Source organism: Lagierella sp. ICN-221743, from assembly GCF_037890055.1.
In the GTDB taxonomy this organism is placed as follows: Bacteria; Bacillota; Clostridia; order Tissierellales; family Peptoniphilaceae; genus Mediannikoviicoccus.
In genome coordinates, this window is the sequence record NZ_JBBKBD010000002.1 from 1 (window position 1) to 18,167 (window position 18,167).

Consider the following 18,167-nt stretch of genomic DNA (forward strand, 5'->3'; position numbering starts at 1 on the left):
TAGTGGATTTTTTGAAATAGCATCTCTAAGACCTTCATCATCCACGTGGGTATATATTTGAGTAGTAGATACATTCTCGTGGCCTAGAATCTCTTTTAAAAGCAATATATCTACATCTCCATACTTATACATCAAAGTAGCAGCAGTATGTCTCAATTTATGGACTGAAAATACATTTGTATCTAATCCAGCTTCTTCTAAATAGAAATCAACTCTTCTTTGTACAGTACGATTGCTTATTTTAGAGTTTCTATTACTGATAAAGAGATAAGGGTCTTCTATATCTGGTCTAATCTTTAAATAGTCATCTATGGCTTTGTTACATACACTATTTAAGTAAATAGTTCTTTCTTTATTTCCCTTTCCAGTTACGTTTATTGTGTCATCTTTAAAATCAGAAATTTTTATATTCGTTAGTTCGTTAAGTCTAAGTCCACAGTTTAAAAAAAGGAGTATTATTGCAAGATCTCTTTTTTGTACAAATTCATCTTCAACGTTTTTTACAGCATTTATTAATCTCTTTGCTTCATCTAAGGTTAAATAAACTGGATTTTTCTTTTCTATTTTTGGAGTTTCTAAATTATGAGCAGGATCATTTGAAATCATCTTTCTTATTTTATACAAGTAATCAAAAAAAGTCCTAAGGCTAGAAGCAGTTCTTGCTCTAGTAGTAGTAGAATGATTTTTATACCTATCTGTGTAAGCAAGATATGAATGTAGATCTGCAAGTTCAATTTTATCCAAATAGCCTTCGGGAAATTCTTTAATATTAATTTCATCAATTTCTTCTTTTTTATATTTGTCCATGTTGAATCGATATATAATGTACTTTAAGAAACAAGAAATACTATATCCATACTCCTTAGTAGTGGAGGAGGAATGTCCTTTTATTGTTTCAATATAATCTAAAAAATCTATTAGTATAAGAGGGTAGTCTTTCATAAGTCACCTTTTTTCATTTTTTTGTTTTGTCGCAAAATAATAGTTTTGTGACAAAATTCATCAAATTTATTATATAGCATAAATCCAAATGTGTAAAGAGATTTTTTATTAATATCATAGATCTCAGAATAAAAACAAGGTCTTATTTTGCGTTCTAAGGCATTTAAAATAATTTTATGACTAAATACTCATCAACATATCAAAAACGACTTTAAAAGGAAACTACCACCATTAAGACTATTTTGCTAATTTTTCTAATTCTATAATCCTTTTAATACCTTCAATAATTAGTTCTTCATCTGCTGCATATGAAATTCGTATATAATCATCATTTCCAAAACCTATTCCTGGAACAACTGCAATATTAAATTCATCAAGTAATACTTCAGAAATATCTATTGAACTGTTTAAAATTTTTCCATTAAAGGATTTATCTTTTAGAGATTCAATATTAATAAAGATATAAAAAGCTCCCTTTGGCGAGTTAATAGCAAGATTTGAATTTTTTGAAATAAAATCAATAGCTTTTTTACGGCGGTTATTAAATTCATCAATCATATTTGTTATGTCATTATGTTTTGATTCATCTCTAAGTGCCACGTATCCAGCGTATTGTGCAATGGAGTTTGCACATGCTGTAGTATGACTTTGGACCGCATTCATTATTTTTATAATATCTTCATGTGCAGCGCAGTAACCAAGTCTCCATCCGGTCATTGCATATGTTTTTGAAAATCCACTAATTGTTATGGTAATATTTTTAATTTCTTCACTTAATGATGCAATACTAACATGTTTGCTATCATAAGTAAGTCTTTCATATATTTCGTCTGCAATTATTATTATATTGTTTTTAACAGCCCAATTTCCAATTTCTTTAAGTTCAGACTCATTATAAACTGAACCAGTAGGATTGTTTGGATTATTTAAAATTAATATCTTCGTTTTGTTTGTTAATTTTTCATCAAGAATTTTAACATTTATCTTAAATTCATTTTCCTTTGATGTATCAACAATAACTGATTTTCCACCTGAAAGTCTTACCATTTCAGTATAACTAACCCAATAAGGACTTGGTATAATAACTTCATCTCCATCATTTACAATGGAAAAAATAGCGTTGAACAGGCATTGTTTAGCTCCTGTTGATACTAAAATATTGGAGCTATTATATTTAATATTATTAAAGCCATTTAACTTTTTAACAATTTCTTCCTTTAATTCTATAATTCCAGAAGTTTGTGTGTATTTTGTAAATCCTTTTTCAATACCCTCTAGTGCACCTTTTACAATATAATTGGGAGTACAAAAATTAGGTTCGCCAACTGTTAAATTTATTATTTTCTTTCCTTCTGACTTTAATCTTTTAGCCTTAGATGATAGTTCTAAAGTAATAGATGGTTTTACTTCTGTTGCTTTAATGTTATACATTTTATACCTACTTTCTTAAATCGTGTAGATTCTCAAGCCTTTTTATTGACGAGTTTGGGCATAAGAACTTTCCCATTAAATATTCTTTATTATATAATTTTCCGTGGCAATCGCTACCTGCAGTTGGAATTAAATTATATTCATCTGCTAATTTCATCAATTTTATTATATTATCCTTATTGTGCTTAGAATTAATAACTTCAATTCCATCAATTCCACAATTTATAATTTCTATAATCTCATTTTCAGTCATTCTAAATGGATGAGCAAGTACAGATACACCAGATGATTTTTTAATAATATCTAAAACATCTTTAAGCTCCACTTCATTTTTTTCGATGTATGCAGATCCACTATCACCAAGGTACTTTTCAAAAGCTTCATTTATGCTATTAACATAATTATTATCTACCAAGTACATTGCTATATGTGATCTTGATACAAAATCACTTCCTTTGTACTTATATAAATCACTTTCCTTGATTCTAATATTAAGTTCATTTAATCTAGATAAAGTTTTATTAATTCGTATCTTTCTATCATCTTTTAGTTTAGCTACAAAATCATTTAGTTTTTCATTTTTATAGTCTATATAGTATCCAAGGACATGTATTTCTCTTTTCTTATAAGAAACTCCAAATTCTATACCTGGAATAAATTTAATATTATACTTCTTTGAAATGGTCGCCGCTTCTTCTAGACCATCTAAACAATCATGATCAGTTATAGAAAATCCTCGAATTTTTTGTTCTTTTAAAATATCTATTATACTTTCTGGATTTAAATTTCCATCTGAATAAATACTGTGAATATGTAAATCAAACATAGTGCCTCCAATTAATATTACCATAAAAAAAACAAATCCTACAGAAGTAGAATTTGTTTAATATATTATTTTGCGTAATCTATTGCTCTGATTTCTCTAACAACATTTACTTTTATTTGTCCAGGATATTCAAGTTCACTTTCAATTCTTGAAGCCACGTCCCTCGCAAGTAAAATCATTTCGTCTTCTGAAATCTTTTCTGGTTTTACCATAATTCTAAGCTCTCTTCCAGCTTGAATAGCAAAAGAACTTTCAACACTTTCAAAAGAATTTGCTATTGTTTCAAGATTTTCAAGCCTTTGAATATAAGATTCAAGAGCCTCTCTTCTAGCTCCCGGTCTAGCTGCAGAAATAGCATCAGCTGCTTGTACCAAAATAGCTTCAATACAAGTTGGCTCCACATCACCATGATGTGATTCAATACAGTTAATAACTTCAGCTCTTTCTTTGTATCTTTTAGCTGCTTGAACACCTAGTTGAACATGAGATCCTTCAATTTCATGATCTATTGCTTTACCTATATCATGCATTAGGCCACCTCTTTTGGCAAGTCTTACATCTGCTCCGACTTCCTGTGCTAACATTCCTGCTATATGAGCAACTTCTACAGAGTGTTTAAGTACATTTTGTCCATAGCTTGTTCTGTAATTTAGCTTACCTAATAGTTTTACTAATTCAGGATGTATCCCATGTAGTCCAATTTCATAACATGCATCTTCTCCATGTTTTTTAATTGCCTGTTCAACTTCTTGAGTTGATTTCTCAAAAAGATCTTCGATTCTTGTAGGGTGAATTCTACCGTCCATTATTAGCTTTTCTAATGTTAATCTAGCTACTTCACGTCTAACTGGGTTAAAAGCGGATAATACAACTGCTTCAGGAGTATCATCAATAATCAAATCCACACCTGTAAGTGTTTCAAAGGCCTTTATATTTCTACCTTCTCTACCAATAATCCTACCCTTCATTTCATCATTAGGCAGTGAAACAACTGAAACTGTAGATTCCGCTACAAAGTCTGCTGCATATCTTTGTATAGATGCTGTTACTAAATCTCTAGCGATATCATCAGCCTTATCTCTAGTTTCTGATTCTAATTCCTTAATAATCATTGCTTGTTCATGTGTTACTTTTTCTTTTAAATCTGAAAGTAGAATTTCTTTAGCTTCTTCTTCAGTAAGTCCAGCTATTCTCTCTAATTCAGTATTTTGCTTTTCTAAAAGTTGCTGAACTTCTATGTTTTTTTCTTCAACATCTTTCAAATCAGATTCAAGTTTTTGAATTTTTGAGTCTAACTTTTCGCTCTTTTTTTCTAAGTTTTCTTCTTTTTGAAGAATTCTTTTTTCAGATTTTTGAATTTCCAATCTTCTTTCTCGATTTTCATTTTCTTGATCGGTTCTTAATTTAAATATCTCATCTTTAGCTTCCAAAAGCATCGCTTTTTTAGTTGTTTCAGCTTCTCTTCCAGCATCATTAATAATTTGAGCTGCATGAGCTTCTGCTGAACCAATTTGTTTTTCTGCAATGTTTTTCCTGATTAAAAAACCGACTGCCAAGCCGATTACAAGGGTTATCAAACTTGCAATTATAGTAATAATATTATTGTCCATTGACAAGCCCCCTCTATTAAATTTTCAAGATTCTTATATGAATAATTACATTTAATAATCATACATATAAATAAATTATAAGGTTTTCACGACTAAAAGTCAAGTTGTTACATTTAAAGCTCATCTACTATGGAACTTAAGTTTTCTTTGTATATTTTATAACTTTTATCTCCTATAGATGCAAGATGTTCGTTATGAGAAATTATAATTATTTGCTTTCCAAATTCCTCAGATATCTTTTTAATAAAATCTGCTATATTGAAGACATAGTCATCACTAACATGTTTTGCAGGTTCATCAAGGACAATTGGGCCCTCTATTGAAGGGTGAATTTTTAATATAAATGCAATTCTAAGTGCAAGAGAAAGTATATCTATCACTCCCCCACCTCTTGTATCCTCTATTTTGTAAGTATATTTTTTATCTTTATCCATTTCAATTATAAAAAACTCCGCAGAATTTTTACCTCTTAATTGACTTAACTCAATCTTAAACTCCATTTTTGAATTAAATACTAAATCCAAACATGTGGTTACGATAGCTTCTATCTCTTTCGATGATTGTAGACGTGAAAAATCCGCAGTTTCTTTTAAAAGTGTATCCACAAGTATCAGGTCTTCTGATTCTTCATTTAATTTTTTAAGATTATCCTTTAATCTTTCTAAATTATTTTCAATAGATTTCTTTTCTCCAATAGCTTGATAATATTTGTTTTTTTTATCTATGAATGAATCTTTAAGATTATCGTAATTAAATTCTAACATTTATTCCTCTGCTAATAACTTTTCAGCTTCAAATAGTAAACTATCTATTTGTGTTTGTAAATTTAATATTTCATTTTCAAGATCTTCTGGCTCAATTCCCATTTCTCTAATTGAAACTATAATTTCTTCTTTATTATTGTTCAAAGTTTCAAGCATACCTTCTGCTTTGGTTTTATTTGCTTTTGCAACATCCAATTTGTTCTTCAATTCATTTAATTTAGAATTATAATCTGTATTTTGTTCCATTTTAAACCTCAAATTCTTTAAGAATACTCTCTATGTGTTTATCATCAATTTTGTTATAGCATATAGGGCATGTTCCGCTTTCTTTTAAAAGTTCTATATAAGTATTAACAGCTGCTTTATAGTTAGAAATTAACTTAGTAATATACTTATTTCCTTCATTTAACTTTTGATTTATGTGATCATACTTAACTTTTAAACTTTCCATTTTTTCTTTTTTTATATTTAAATGTGAAAGCTCTAATACTAATTTATCTAATTTTTCTGTATCGGGATATTTTTTTAAAATATTTTCCAACTGGCCTATCTGTTTGTTAATATTAGTATAATTCTTGTAAGCTAAATTGTACTTTTCTAGATTTTTATATATTTCAAAACTCTTAGAATAAATATCATAAACTTTGTCGGTATCCACTTTTTTTAAAAATAAATTTAATTCTTTAATTTTTGAATCGGTGTATACTAATCTATTATTTAAATTCAAATAAATTTTAAGATTATTTTCTTTTAAAATAAGCTTTTCATATATGATAAAAAGTTCATCTAAGTTTTTATACTTTTCTAAATATTTTTTTGTTTCATTTGTCCTTTCTAAGTTGTTTTTATATTTTTTCTCTAAGCTTGTTAAAAGACTTAGTTTAGTTTTATATTCATCAACTTGGTGAAAAATATTTTCAAACCGTTCTATCTTAACCTTTTCTTCATCCAAATATTTAAAACTTTCTAAAAAACTTTCTTGGTTTTTTATTTCCTTTTCAATTGATTTTCTATCGTTGTTTATCTCGTAGATATCTTTAGATAAATTTCCAAGTGCCTTATCTATAATGTCAACACCAGCTAATTTTCCAAGGGCATTTGCTTTAATTGAAGGGCTATCTGTAATTAGAAAAGGACTTTCTAATTGTTCAGCAATATTTAGTGACATTTTAATATTTCCAAGATCAATTTTATTAATTCCAGTTATTTCTATTACCTCTTGTGGCACAGTTAGTCCAAAACCTTCAAATCTTTGAACTTCGCCGTCCCCAGTGACTATCTCATAATAGTTTTTACTTTTGTCTCTTCCTCTAATAATCTTAACTCCAGTGTTAAGTTTTAAGGTAACTTTAGCTTCAGTTTCTCCCTTTTTAATAATATCTGTACCGGATGGCTCATTAAAGAAAATCCACTTCATAGCTCTAATAACTGCTGTTTTACCACTATCTGAAGGCCCTATTATGACATTTACACCTTCATCTAATACAAGTTTAGTATGCGAATGTGATTGGAAGTTTTCTATTTCAATATACTCTATCTTAATATCGTTATTCATTTACCTCTCCCAACCTTTTTATGGCTTCATCTACAATATGCTTAGGAAAATTCTTCTCCTTTGAGATTTCTTTTAAAATTTCAAGAGTATTATAGTTTTCTAAGTTTCCACTTGTTCTGATGAGTTGCTTAAAGTTTTCTATTTGCTCATTTTTTATTTTATATCTATCTTCAGCTTTGTTAAATACATCTTCGCCTTTTTTTGCAGACTTTAATTTTATCTCATCTATTTTTATTTCTTCTTTTGAAAGTTCAATAATAGCAACTTCTGGAGTTCTATTAATTTCTGCAGTTGAATTATATGTTCTTGCTAAAGAGCCTGGATTAACAAAATATCTGTCATTAAATCGTTTTATACCAAAACCTGAATGATAATGCCCAGCTAGTACTATATCCGCATCTACGTCCTTTATTTCATCAATTAAGGTATGACTGATAGAGTCAATAAATGGTTTATCTATTAAAAAACTGTGAATCATGACTATATGATAATCTACGCCTTCCAGTCTTGTTGGAAAATAATAATCCTTGTAGTTAGAGTCTATATCGTAAATATACGGAACACCTGAAATCTGAACTTTTAAATTATCCTTTATAAGTATGATAGGCTCTTTAAAATTAATTAATTTTACAAAATTGATTTGATTTAAAAGTCCTAGCATAGATCTTTCGACTGTTTTAGGATTATGTCCATATATATCATGATTACCGGAAATAATATAGATAGGTTTGTTATAAGAATTTAAAATATTTGCAAAATCACCAACTATTCTTACAGGAACATCAGGCCTATCAAATAAATCTCCACCATGAAGAATATAATCTACATTGTTTTCTTTTGCAATTTCACCGACTTCTTTAAATTTAAGTTTTAAAGACTCTATATAGTCATCTTTTCTGGATGATGGATTTGAAGCTCTTATATGAGTGTCTGTAAAAAATAAAAATTTCATATTTCACCTATAACAAAACCTCCTTTTCAGGAGGCTTAATCATTTTCTATATCTGTACTAAAATCCAGTGTAGCTTCTTCAACTTCATGACCAGCTATATTGAAATGGCTATATACTTTTTCAGTTATTTCATTAAGTAAATCTGGATTTTGTTCTAAATACTCTTTAGCATTTTCTCTACCTTGACCAAGTCTTTCATCTCCATAAGAATACCATGCTCCTGCTTTTTTAATTATATCTATATCGGATGCCATGTCCAGAATAGTACCTAATTTAGAAATTCCTTGACCATACATAATATCAAATTCAACTTGTTTAAAAGGTGGAGCTACTTTGTTTTTTACTACCTTTACTCTTGTTCTATTACCAATAATATCTTCACCTTGTTTAATAGCCTCTCCCCTTCTTACTTCCATTCTTACAGAAGAGTAGAATTTAAGAGCTCTACCACCAGTTGTAGTTTCTGGGTTTCCAAACATAACTCCAACTTTTTCTCTAAGTTGATTTATAAATATTACAGAAGTGTTACTTTTAGAAATAGCGCCCGCTAGTTTTCTTAATGCTTGAGACATAAGTCTTGCTTGAAGGCCAACATGGGTAGCACCCATATCTCCGTCTATTTCTGCTCTTGGTACCAAAGCAGCTACAGAGTCTACAACTACGACATCTATAGCACTACTTCTAACTAGTGATTCTGCAATTTCTAGTCCTTGTTCTCCTGTATCTGGTTGAGATACAATAAGTTGATCTATATTTACACCTAAATTTCTGGCATAGATAGGATCAAGGGCATGTTCTGCATCGACAAATGCAGCAATACCGCCCTTTTTTTGCGCTTCTGCAATAATGTGAAGGGCAAGAGTAGTCTTACCTGAAGATTCGGGTCCATAAATTTCAATGATCCTTCCTCTAGGTATACCACCAATACCAAGTGCTATATCTAAGTTAATTGCACCTGTAGAAATAGAGTCTATTTGTTGTTTAGGTGCTTCGCCTAAAATCATAACCGCACCTTTACCATATTGCTTTTCAATATGCTTAAAAGCGTTTTGTATCGATTCGTTTTTGTTCTTATCACTTGAAATATTCATAGCTCTTACTCTCCTTAAATATTTTCTAAATCCAATACTTCTTTATTCTTAATTATATAATCCATTCCTGAAATAACAGTTAGTGCTACTGAAATGTAGTAGATTACACTTGTTATTGTAAAGGGAATAAAAGTTAATTTTGACATAAAAAGTACCATTACAATTGCCACAAATTGTGTTACTGTTTTTGATTTTCCCCATTTGCTAGCTGCAATTGTTACCCCTTCAGAAGCTGCAATTATTCTAAATCCAGTTATTAAGAATTCTCTTGCTATAACTATTACAACTGTCCATGCAGGAAATATACCTTGTTCTATAAACATTATTAAAGCTGATGCAACCAACATCTTATCAGCAAGAGGGTCTATAAACTTACCAAATGTAGTAACTAAATTTCTACTTCTTGCTAAGTGGCCATCAAAAAAATCTGTAATTGCGGCAACTAAAAATATGATTCCTGGTATTGGACTCTTTATTGAAAATTGCATAACTGCTGCTACAAACACAGGTATCAAAAAAAGTCTTAAAGTTGTTAATTTATTTGCTATATTCATTATACATCAAGTTCCTCTAAATAATTTTTATCTACTAATACTCTTCTAGGCTTACTACCTTCATACCCAGATATTATACCCATTTCTGCCATTTCATCTATAATTCTTCCAGCTCTTGCATAGCCTATCTTCATTCTACGCTGTAACATCGAAATAGATGCGGAGTCTTCCTCTATTACAATCTTAACGGCTTCATTAAATAGCTCGTCCGTACCAGATTGCTTATTTGCCTGTTCTGTTGTCTTCTCGATGTTTTCAATTATATCTCTATCGTAGTCGGATTCATTTTTATTCTTTAAGTAGGATACTATATTCTCAACTTCCTTATCAGAAATAAAAGCACCTTGTATTCTTATTGGTTTCGATTGTCCTGAAGGTAAGAATAGCATGTCTCCCCTGCCTAAAAGTTTCTCTGCTCCAGACATATCTAGAATTGTTCTAGAATCTATTTGTGAAGATACTGCAAAGGAAATTCTAGAAGGAATATTTGCTTTAATAGTTCCTGTTATAACGTCAACTGAAGGTCTTTGTGTGGCAATAATTAAATGAATTCCACAAGCTCTTGCCATTTGGGCAAGTCTTGTTATTGCATCTTCAACTTCTCCTGCGGCTACCATCATAAGATCCGATAACTCATCTATTATAATTACAATATATGGTAGTTTTTCTAAATCTTCTTCAGCACTCTTTACATTATAAGCCTTTATGTCTTTTACATAATTGTTTGAGAAAATTTTATATCTTCTCTCCATTTCACTAATTGCCCAGTTTAATGCAAAACTTGCCTTTTTAGGATTTGTTACAACTGGTATTGCAAGATGTGGTATATCATTATATATTCCTAGTTCTACAACTTTTGGATCCACTAATATCATCTTAACATCATCTGGGTTTGATTTAAATAGTATGCTCAAAATAATCGAATTTATACATACTGACTTACCAGATCCTGTAGCTCCTGCTATAAGTAAGTGAGGCATTTTTTCTATGGACGACACTATGGTATTTCCCTGAATATCCTTTCCAAGTCCTAGTGGAAGTGGGCTAGAAAGATTTGTAAACTCTTCAGAATCTATAATCTCTTTGAAAAATACCATCTCTTTATTAGAATTTGGAACTTCAATACCTACCAGGGATTTTCCAGGAATTGGAGCTTCTATCCTTATGTCCGGAGAAGCTAATGCCAATGCCAAATCATCTGAAAGGTTTACAATCTTACTCACTTTTACTCCTAAAGGTGGTTCAAGTTCAAAGCTTGTAACTGTTGGACCCTTATTAATTGAAACAACTCTACATTCAATTCCAAAACTTGATAAAGTCTCCTCTATTTTGCTTGCCTTCTCTAATAAAATTTGCTTTGAATCCCCTGAAGTTTTAATAGGATCTTTTAAAAGTTGAATAGGCGGAAATTTATAAACACTATTAACTTTAGTTTTAGATAAAATATTTTTTTCTATCTCTAATTGTTCTGAGAAATCTTCAACTTTTTCAATTTCATCAGTTTTAGAGTCTTTTTCTTTCGTATCTGAATCATCATAAGTATTAAAAGTTATAAACTCTCTATCAACATCCTTCTTATGTGTTTTATCAATAATAGGCTCACTTTTTATAGTATTACTTACTTTTACATTTTGTTCTCTTGAAGGTATTTTATCTTTATTAGAAGTTTTATCTAAAAGTTCTTTTACCTTGTTAATGAAAATATCTATTATTTCACCTAACTTCTTAAAAAATGTAACAATATCATCTCTTAACGACTTCATTTCTACATCTAAAATGTAAACTCCTGAAAAGAATAATGCAATTATAGTTGATATATAAATGCCCACTTTTCCAATGGAAGTTAGTAGAAAGTGACAAATTGATGAACCTAAAAGACCAGCGCCTTGAAAGTGATTAGCTAAAATTAGCGAATTCTCTTTTCTAATAACCAATGTATCTCCGATATTTGTATTTAGGTCTAGTATAGTAAGTCCTAGAATAAATAACAAATATAAAAGAGCAAAGGAAATATGAATCTTTTTATTTATCTTATTAAACACAACAAGAAGAAGATGTGATAAAATAGCCGGCACTATAATAAAGGAGCCAACTCCAAAGATATTAAAATAAAATTCTTTTATCTTTTTCCCAAAAACTCCAGTGTTTTTTCCTACAATACATATAAATGAGATTACAAGTAAAATAGAAATAAAAAATAGAATGTTTTTTAGTTTTAAATTTTTGAGTGAAATTTTTTTTGTATTTGTTTTTCTTCCCAAAACTGCCTCCAATAAATGGAATTAATAGCCTGTATGACCAAATCCTCCATCACTTCTATCTGTTTCTTCTAAACTTTCTTCTAATTTAAACTCTAAATGCTCATATTTAGCTAAAATGATTTGAGCAACCTTATCTCCACTCTTTATTTCATACTCGTCATTTGATAAGTTTACCACTGGTATTCCCAGTTCTCCACGATAGTCAGAGTCAATTGTACCTACTCCATTTATCAGTGTAATTCCATGCTTAATAGACATTCCGCTCCTTGCCCTTACCTGGATTTCATAACCATTAGGTATTTCTAGAAATAATCCTGTAGGTATTATTTTTCTTTCTAATGGCTTTATAATAACAGGCTCTTTTAAAAATGCATGGACATCAAGTCCTGCTGAACCTTCCGTTGCATATTTTGGAAGAGGATTATTACTTTTGTTTATAACTTTTACTATCATTTTACCTCCTAAAAAATAAAACATAGAATATCTATGTTTTATTTGGTTAGAATTTAATATTTTTATTTATTTTTTTCTTCTGGTTTTGGTAATAATGCTTTTCTTGAAAGGTTAATACGTCCCATATTGTCGATTTCTGTAACCTTAACTAGCACTTCATCTCCAACATTTAAAACATCTTCTACCTTATTAACTCTTTCATGAGCAATTTTTGATATATGAAGTAGTCCTTCTTTACCATTCAATATATCGATGAAAGCGCCAAAGTTTGTAATTCGCATAACTTTTCCTAGATAGGATTTTCCAACTTCTACTTCAGCAACTATATCTTCTATCATTTTAATAGCCTTTTGACCATTTTCAGTCGTATCGGCTGTTATAGTTATAGTTCCATCATCTTGAGTATCTATTGTTACGCCGGTTTCATCAATTATCTTGTTAATAGTCTTTCCACCAGGTCCAATTACTTCTCTTACCTTATCTGGTTCAATCTTAATAGACATCAACCTTGGTGCATATTTTGAAATATCTGCTTCTGGTTTTGAAATTAGTTCATCCATGGTATCGAGTATTTGAAGTCTTGCAGTTTTTGCTTGTTCAAGAGCTTTAGTTAATATTTCTTCAGAAATACCATCAATTTTTATGTCCATTTGTAGTGCGGTAATTCCGTTTCTTGTTCCAGCAACTTTAAAGTCCATGTCTCCAAAGTGGTCTTCTAGTCCTTGAATATCTGTTAAGATTGTAGTACTATTACCATCACTCATAAGTCCCATGGCAATTCCCGCAACAGAATCTGTTATAGGAACTCCTGCATCAAGTAATGCTAATGTTGAACCACAAACTGATGCTTGTGAACTTGAACCATTCGATTCTAAGACTTCAGAAACAACTCTTATGGTATATGGGAATTCTTCAACAGTTGGAAGAACTGGAATTAACGCTCTTTCTGCAAGGGCTCCATGACCGATTTCCCTTCTTCCAGGCCCCCTAAGAGGTCTAGTATCTCCTACAGAGTAAGGTGGGAAGTTGTACTGGTGCATGTATCTCTTATCTTCTTCCTCAATAAGACCATCTAGTACTTGAACATCACTAGGTGAACCAAGTGTTACTACTGAAAGAACTTGTGTTTGTCCCCTTGTAAATAATCCTGATCCATGTGCTCTTGGTAGAAGTCCTCTTTCGCATGATAAATGTCTTATCTCATCTGTTTTTCTATTATCAGGTCTTATTTTATCTTCAATAATAAGTCTTCTAACTTCTTTAACTTGAATTTCTTCAAGTATGCTTGAAATCATCTTTCCAGACTCAGGATATTCTTCTTCAAAATGTTCTTTAGTTTCTTTAATTATTTCATCAATGTTATTTTCTCTTGAAACCTTATCTTCATCTCTTAAAGCGTCTACTATTCTAGATTCAGCAAAAGCCTTAACTTTTTCAACTAAATCCTCATCAGGTAATTCAACAGTAAATTCAGATTTTTCCTTACCAATTTCTTTTTGAATTTCTTCTATAAATTTACATATTCCCTTTATTTCTTCATGAGCTTTAAGAATTGCATTTAATACATCTTTTTCTTGCAGTTTGTTGCATCCAGCTTCCACCATCATAATAGCTTCATCAGTACCAGCAACAGTTAGTTCAAGATCTGATTTTTCTTTTTGCTCAACAGTTGGATTTATAATAACTTCTCCATCTATCATTCCTACTCCAACTGCTCCTGTAGGTCCATTAAATGGTATATCAGAAATTGAAAGTGCTATGGAAGATCCAATCATAGCAAGTATATCCGGGCTATGGTCAGGATCTACAGATAATGAAGTTGCAATTATTTGAACATCATTTTTATATCCTTCTGGGAATAGAGGTCTTAGTGGTCTATCAATTAATCTTGAGATTAGTGTAGCTTTTTCAGTAGCTTTACCTTCTCTTTTTATAAATCCACCTGGTATTTTACCTACTGAATATAATTTTTCTTCAAAATCGCAGCTTAATGGAAAGAAATCTATTCCTTCTCTAGGCTCTTTTGAAGCAACAGCCGTAACCAATATTACAGTTTCACCAGATTGCACAAGACATGCTCCATTAGCCTGTTTTGCAACTTTTCCAGTAGTAACTGTAATTTCTTTGTCGGCAATTTTGTATTTAAATTCCTTTATCATACTTTCTCCTTAGAAATTCTTAATTCAAAAATAAGAGCGTATTATACCGCTCTTATTATATTATCCTCTAATGTTTAATTTTTTAACAAGTTCACGGTATCTTTCAATGTCTTTATTTTTAAGATAGTTTAGAAGACCTCTTCTCTTACCTATCATTTTAAAAAGACCTCTTCTTGAATGATGATCCTTTGGGTGAAGTTTTAAATGTTCTGTTAAATCAGCTATTCTCTTTGATAATAGCGCGATTTGAACCTCTGGTGAACCTGTATCTAATTCACTTAACTTGTACTCTTCAATTATTGATTTTTTTTCTTCTTTGCTAAACATATTTTCCTCCTAATTTTAATTCACCATTACTGTTGAAATCGTTGAGGAATCGAATATCAACGTAAAGGTATTACTATATGATTGTAACATAATAAATGTTAGTTGTAAATTAATTTTTCAATAGTTTTCTAGAATATTCAATATCCATGTTGATTTGATTTACCAAGTCTTTTGGATCGTTAAACTTTTTGTTACTTCTAATGAAATTCATAAACTCAATGCAAATTTCCTTTCCATATAAATCACCAGTGTAATCTAAAATATAAGTTTCAATTTTTAATTCTTCTTCATTAAAAGTTATATTCTTCCCTACAAAGGACAAACTGTTATATTCTTTTTTATCATCTGTAATTGTCTTTGTAAGATATACACCTTCCTTCGGCAAAATATATCCTCTTTCTATAGATATATTTGCAGTTGGAAATCCAAGTTTACGTCCTCTTTTAAAACCGTGATTAACAATTCCATTAATCTTGTATGGTCTGCCTAATAAAATAGCAGCCTTTTCAACTTTACCATCTTCAATTAAACTACGTATATTCGTGCTTTTTATAATATTTTCTTCTAATTTAACTTGAGTTATGGTGCTAAATAAAATATTGTTCTTATCACAATATTCTTTCATAAATTGAATATCGCCTCTAGCAAATTCACCAAATGTATAGTCGTCTCCAACGATAATGCCCTTAACATTTAATTTATCTTTTAAAAAATTTAAAAATTCTATTGGAGTCAATGATTTTATATTTTCAAAATTTACGATAAAGATATTGTCTAGTCCAAGTTGTTTACATATATCTATTTTGTCATTTAGTTTAGTTAAATATTTGAATTCATCATTATCTAAAGCGCTTTTAGTATGTTCTTTAAATAATAATATGGACGGATTTAAATTTTTATTTTCTGAAACTTCTAACAATTTTTTAATCAACTTTTGATGGCCAATGTGAAATCCATCAAAATTTCCAAGAACAATACAATTATCCTTAGTAATTCCCTTTATTTCATTGTCTAGATCTATAATCATAGATTACCTCTTATACAAATAACTTTTTACTTTTAATAAATTATCTAAGTGATGATAAATCCCAATAAATTCTTCTTTACAATACACTAAATACTCTTTGTCATTTTCTAATTTTAGTCCTAACAGATTTGTTTTTATTGCTACCCCATTGATTACCTTGTCAAAAAGAAAATCAGGAATAATTATTTTTTCAATATCTTCAAGAGCTTTATCTGGATTAACAAAGAAATCAGAAATTCCCAGTTTACACAATTTATTTATTTCATCCAAAGTTATTGAGTCCTTAATATTAAAACCTCCAGAAGATAGCCTAATAAGTGAAGACATAGTGCCTAGAGAATTGCACTTTCTAGCTATATCTTTAAACAATGTCCTTATATAGGTTCCCTTGGAGCAAGTGACTTTAATATGAGCTTTCCCACTGATATACCTAATGAGTTCTATGGAGTAAATATTCGCAATTCTTTTTTTTCTTTCAATATCTTTTCCGTCTCTTGCAAGTTCATATAGTTTTTTTCCACCTACTTTAATAGCAGAGTACATTGGTGGAGTTTGAAGAATTTCTTTGCCATTTATTCTAGATATTGCCTTTTTAAGCTCATCAATAGAAGGAGTATAGTCACAAGTTTCTGTGATACTTCCCCAAATATCTTCAGTATCCGTTTCATATCCAAACGTAACCTCACCAAGATAAGTTTTTTGATGATTCATTAAATAAGAAGATATTTTTGTGGAATTTCCCACACAAATAGGTAGTACTCCTGAAACATTTGGATCAAGTGTACCTGTATGACCAATTTTTTTTATTCCAAGAGTTTTTCGAAGTATCGCAACAACATCATGGGAAGTGTATCCTATTTCCTTGTATACATTTATAACTCCATCAATATTATTTCTATTTGTCAAGAATATCAAATCCTTCTATTATTTTGTTTTCGACTTCTTTATATGGCGCTTCTATCTTTAATCCAGACGCATTTATATGGCCTCCACCGCCATGTTTTTTTGCAATCTCACATACATTTATATTGCCCTTACTTCTTAAACTTATTTTATAATTGTCTTTGGATAGCTCTTTAATCAATGCAACAGCACAAACTTCAATGCTTTCTCTAAAATAATTTATTACATTTTCAACATCTGTATCAGTAACACCATACTTCTCTAGTAAATTTAAACTCTGTTCTAAGATAACAAGTTTTGAGTCATAGTAAAATGATGCATTTTTTAAAATCTCAAGCTGAGCTCTCTTAGCGTTAAGACTTTCTGATTGAAATATCTTATCCATTAAAAGTTCTTTTTCTGCACCATTAGAACATAAGATAGACGCTATTTCAAAAGTTCTTGAATTGGCTGAATTAAATAAAAATCTACCCGTATCCGTTAAAATTCCCATTAATAAAGCTGTGGAAATAGAATGTGTGAAGTTAGCATCAAGTTCCAAGAAAATCTCTGATAAAAGTTCGCAAGTGGATGATATTTCACTATCTACAATGCTTAAATCGGCATAATCATCTCCTGAGTTATGATGGTCTATTTTTATAACTTTCTTGGAGGTTTCAAATAAATTATCTATATCTCCAAGTCGTTTCCTATCGGCACAATCTAGAGCAATTAACACATCAGCTTCTAAACTACTGTTATCGTAAAATCTTATTGAGTTTGTAATAAATTTGAATTTATTAGGAATAGTATCCAGTTCAATAGGAAATACTGTTTTACCTATGTCATTTAGGTAATTTGTCATAGCTATCAAAGATCCAAGGTTATCTCCATCTGGACTTAAATGAGAGATAATTGCAAATCTCTCATTATTTGCAATTATCTCTTTTAATTCTTGTATTTTATTCATTAGAATTTCCTTCAGAGTTCAAATCATCAATTATTTTCTCTATATGCATACCTCTTTCAGTTGACTCATCTAATTTAAAAATTAAGGATGGAGTATGTCTAAGGTCTATATTTCTGCTAATTTCTTTCCTAATATATCCCTTAGATTCTTCAAAGCCCTTTAAAGTCTCTTGTTTTTTTACATCATCACCTATAACTGATATATAGATGTATGCAAAACTAAGATCATTTGTAACCTCTACACCAGTAATCCCTGTATATAAAAGATCAATATGAGGATTTTTTAAATCTGTATATACTAGATTTGAAACAATTTTATTTATTTCTGACGAAATTCTTTTAACACGTTTTTCATTCATATTAT

The 18,167-nt window shown here is 30.0% G+C and carries 18 protein-coding genes; all 18 read right to left on the reverse strand.

Annotated elements, in window-relative coordinates; all coding sequences use genetic code 11:
• Positions 1 to 942 (reverse strand): tyrosine recombinase XerC (locus tag WKS98_RS01065; protein WP_498916164.1); only part of this gene is annotated, 942 nt, incomplete at its 3' end.
• 237 nt (positions 943 to 1,179) lie between these two features.
• On the reverse strand, positions 1,180 to 2,373 hold the full coding sequence (locus tag WKS98_RS01070; protein ID WP_498916165.1) for a pyridoxal phosphate-dependent aminotransferase: 1,194 nt from the start codon (positions 2,371 to 2,373) through the stop codon (positions 1,180 to 1,182).
• Between the two features lie 7 nt (positions 2,374 to 2,380).
• Positions 2,381 to 3,199, reverse strand: coding sequence for a PHP domain-containing protein (locus WKS98_RS01075; RefSeq protein ID WP_498916166.1), 819 nt, complete (start codon positions 3,197 to 3,199; stop codon positions 2,381 to 2,383).
• A gap of 65 nt (positions 3,200 to 3,264) precedes the next feature.
• Positions 3,265 to 4,809, reverse strand: coding sequence for a ribonuclease Y (gene rny, locus WKS98_RS01080; RefSeq protein WP_498916167.1), 1,545 nt, complete (start codon positions 4,807 to 4,809; stop codon positions 3,265 to 3,267).
• 113 nt (positions 4,810 to 4,922) lie between these two features.
• Positions 4,923 to 5,573, reverse strand: coding sequence for a P-loop NTPase family protein (locus WKS98_RS01085; RefSeq protein WP_498916168.1), 651 nt, complete (start codon positions 5,571 to 5,573; stop codon positions 4,923 to 4,925).
• Entirely contained in the window at positions 5,574 to 5,819 is a 246-nt protein-coding gene (locus WKS98_RS01090; protein ID WP_498916170.1) for a hypothetical protein, read from the reverse strand.
• 1 nt (position 5,820) lies between these two features.
• Complete coding sequence (locus tag WKS98_RS01095; RefSeq protein WP_498916171.1) at positions 5,821 to 7,128, reverse strand: AAA family ATPase; 1,308 nt, start codon at positions 7,126 to 7,128, stop codon at positions 5,821 to 5,823.
• Positions 7,121 to 8,080 carry a metallophosphoesterase family protein gene (locus WKS98_RS01100; protein ID WP_498916173.1) on the reverse strand — a complete coding sequence of 320 codons (960 nt, stop codon included), beginning with the start codon at positions 8,078 to 8,080 and terminating at the stop codon, positions 7,121 to 7,123. The genes WKS98_RS01095 and WKS98_RS01100 overlap by 8 nt, the downstream gene beginning before the upstream one ends.
• Positions 8,081 to 8,115: 35 nt before the next feature.
• A complete protein-coding gene (gene recA, locus WKS98_RS01105; protein WP_498916175.1) occupies positions 8,116 to 9,171 on the reverse strand; it encodes a recombinase RecA in 1,056 nt (351 codons plus the stop codon).
• Between the two features lie 14 nt (positions 9,172 to 9,185).
• Positions 9,186 to 9,725, reverse strand: a complete 540-nt coding sequence (gene pgsA / locus WKS98_RS01110) for a CDP-diacylglycerol--glycerol-3-phosphate 3-phosphatidyltransferase (RefSeq protein ID WP_498916177.1) — start codon at positions 9,723 to 9,725, stop codon at positions 9,186 to 9,188.
• Positions 9,725 to 11,986: a DNA translocase FtsK gene (locus tag WKS98_RS01115; RefSeq protein WP_498916179.1), complete on the reverse strand. Its 2,262-nt coding sequence runs from the start codon at positions 11,984 to 11,986 to the stop codon at positions 9,725 to 9,727. Before WKS98_RS01115 ends, pgsA begins: the two co-directional genes overlap by 1 nt.
• Before the next feature lie 21 nt (positions 11,987 to 12,007).
• Complete coding sequence (gene dut / locus WKS98_RS01120; RefSeq protein ID WP_498916181.1) at positions 12,008 to 12,439, reverse strand: dUTP diphosphatase; 432 nt, start codon at positions 12,437 to 12,439, stop codon at positions 12,008 to 12,010.
• A 62-nt stretch (positions 12,440 to 12,501) separates the two neighbouring features.
• A complete protein-coding gene (locus tag WKS98_RS01125) occupies positions 12,502 to 14,598 on the reverse strand; it encodes a polyribonucleotide nucleotidyltransferase (RefSeq protein ID WP_498916182.1) in 2,097 nt (698 codons plus the stop codon).
• A gap of 60 nt (positions 14,599 to 14,658) precedes the next feature.
• A complete protein-coding gene (gene rpsO, locus WKS98_RS01130) occupies positions 14,659 to 14,925 on the reverse strand; it encodes a 30S ribosomal protein S15 (protein ID WP_237036331.1) in 267 nt (88 codons plus the stop codon).
• Between the two features lie 109 nt (positions 14,926 to 15,034).
• On the reverse strand, positions 15,035 to 15,952 hold the full coding sequence (locus WKS98_RS01135) for a bifunctional riboflavin kinase/FAD synthetase (RefSeq protein WP_498916185.1): 918 nt from the start codon (positions 15,950 to 15,952) through the stop codon (positions 15,035 to 15,037).
• A 3-nt stretch (positions 15,953 to 15,955) separates the two neighbouring features.
• The gene (gene truB / locus WKS98_RS01140; protein WP_498916187.1) at positions 15,956 to 16,858 is read right to left on the reverse strand and encodes a tRNA pseudouridine(55) synthase TruB; all 903 of its coding nucleotides are present in this window, start codon (positions 16,856 to 16,858) and stop codon (positions 15,956 to 15,958) included.
• Positions 16,848 to 17,804: a DHH family phosphoesterase gene (locus tag WKS98_RS01145; RefSeq protein ID WP_498916189.1), complete on the reverse strand. Its 957-nt coding sequence runs from the start codon at positions 17,802 to 17,804 to the stop codon at positions 16,848 to 16,850. The genes truB and WKS98_RS01145 overlap by 11 nt, the downstream gene beginning before the upstream one ends.
• Positions 17,797 to 18,162: a 30S ribosome-binding factor RbfA gene (gene rbfA / locus WKS98_RS01150; protein ID WP_498916191.1), complete on the reverse strand. Its 366-nt coding sequence runs from the start codon at positions 18,160 to 18,162 to the stop codon at positions 17,797 to 17,799. The genes WKS98_RS01145 and rbfA overlap by 8 nt, the downstream gene beginning before the upstream one ends.
• Positions 18,163 to 18,167 lie beyond the last annotated feature (5 nt).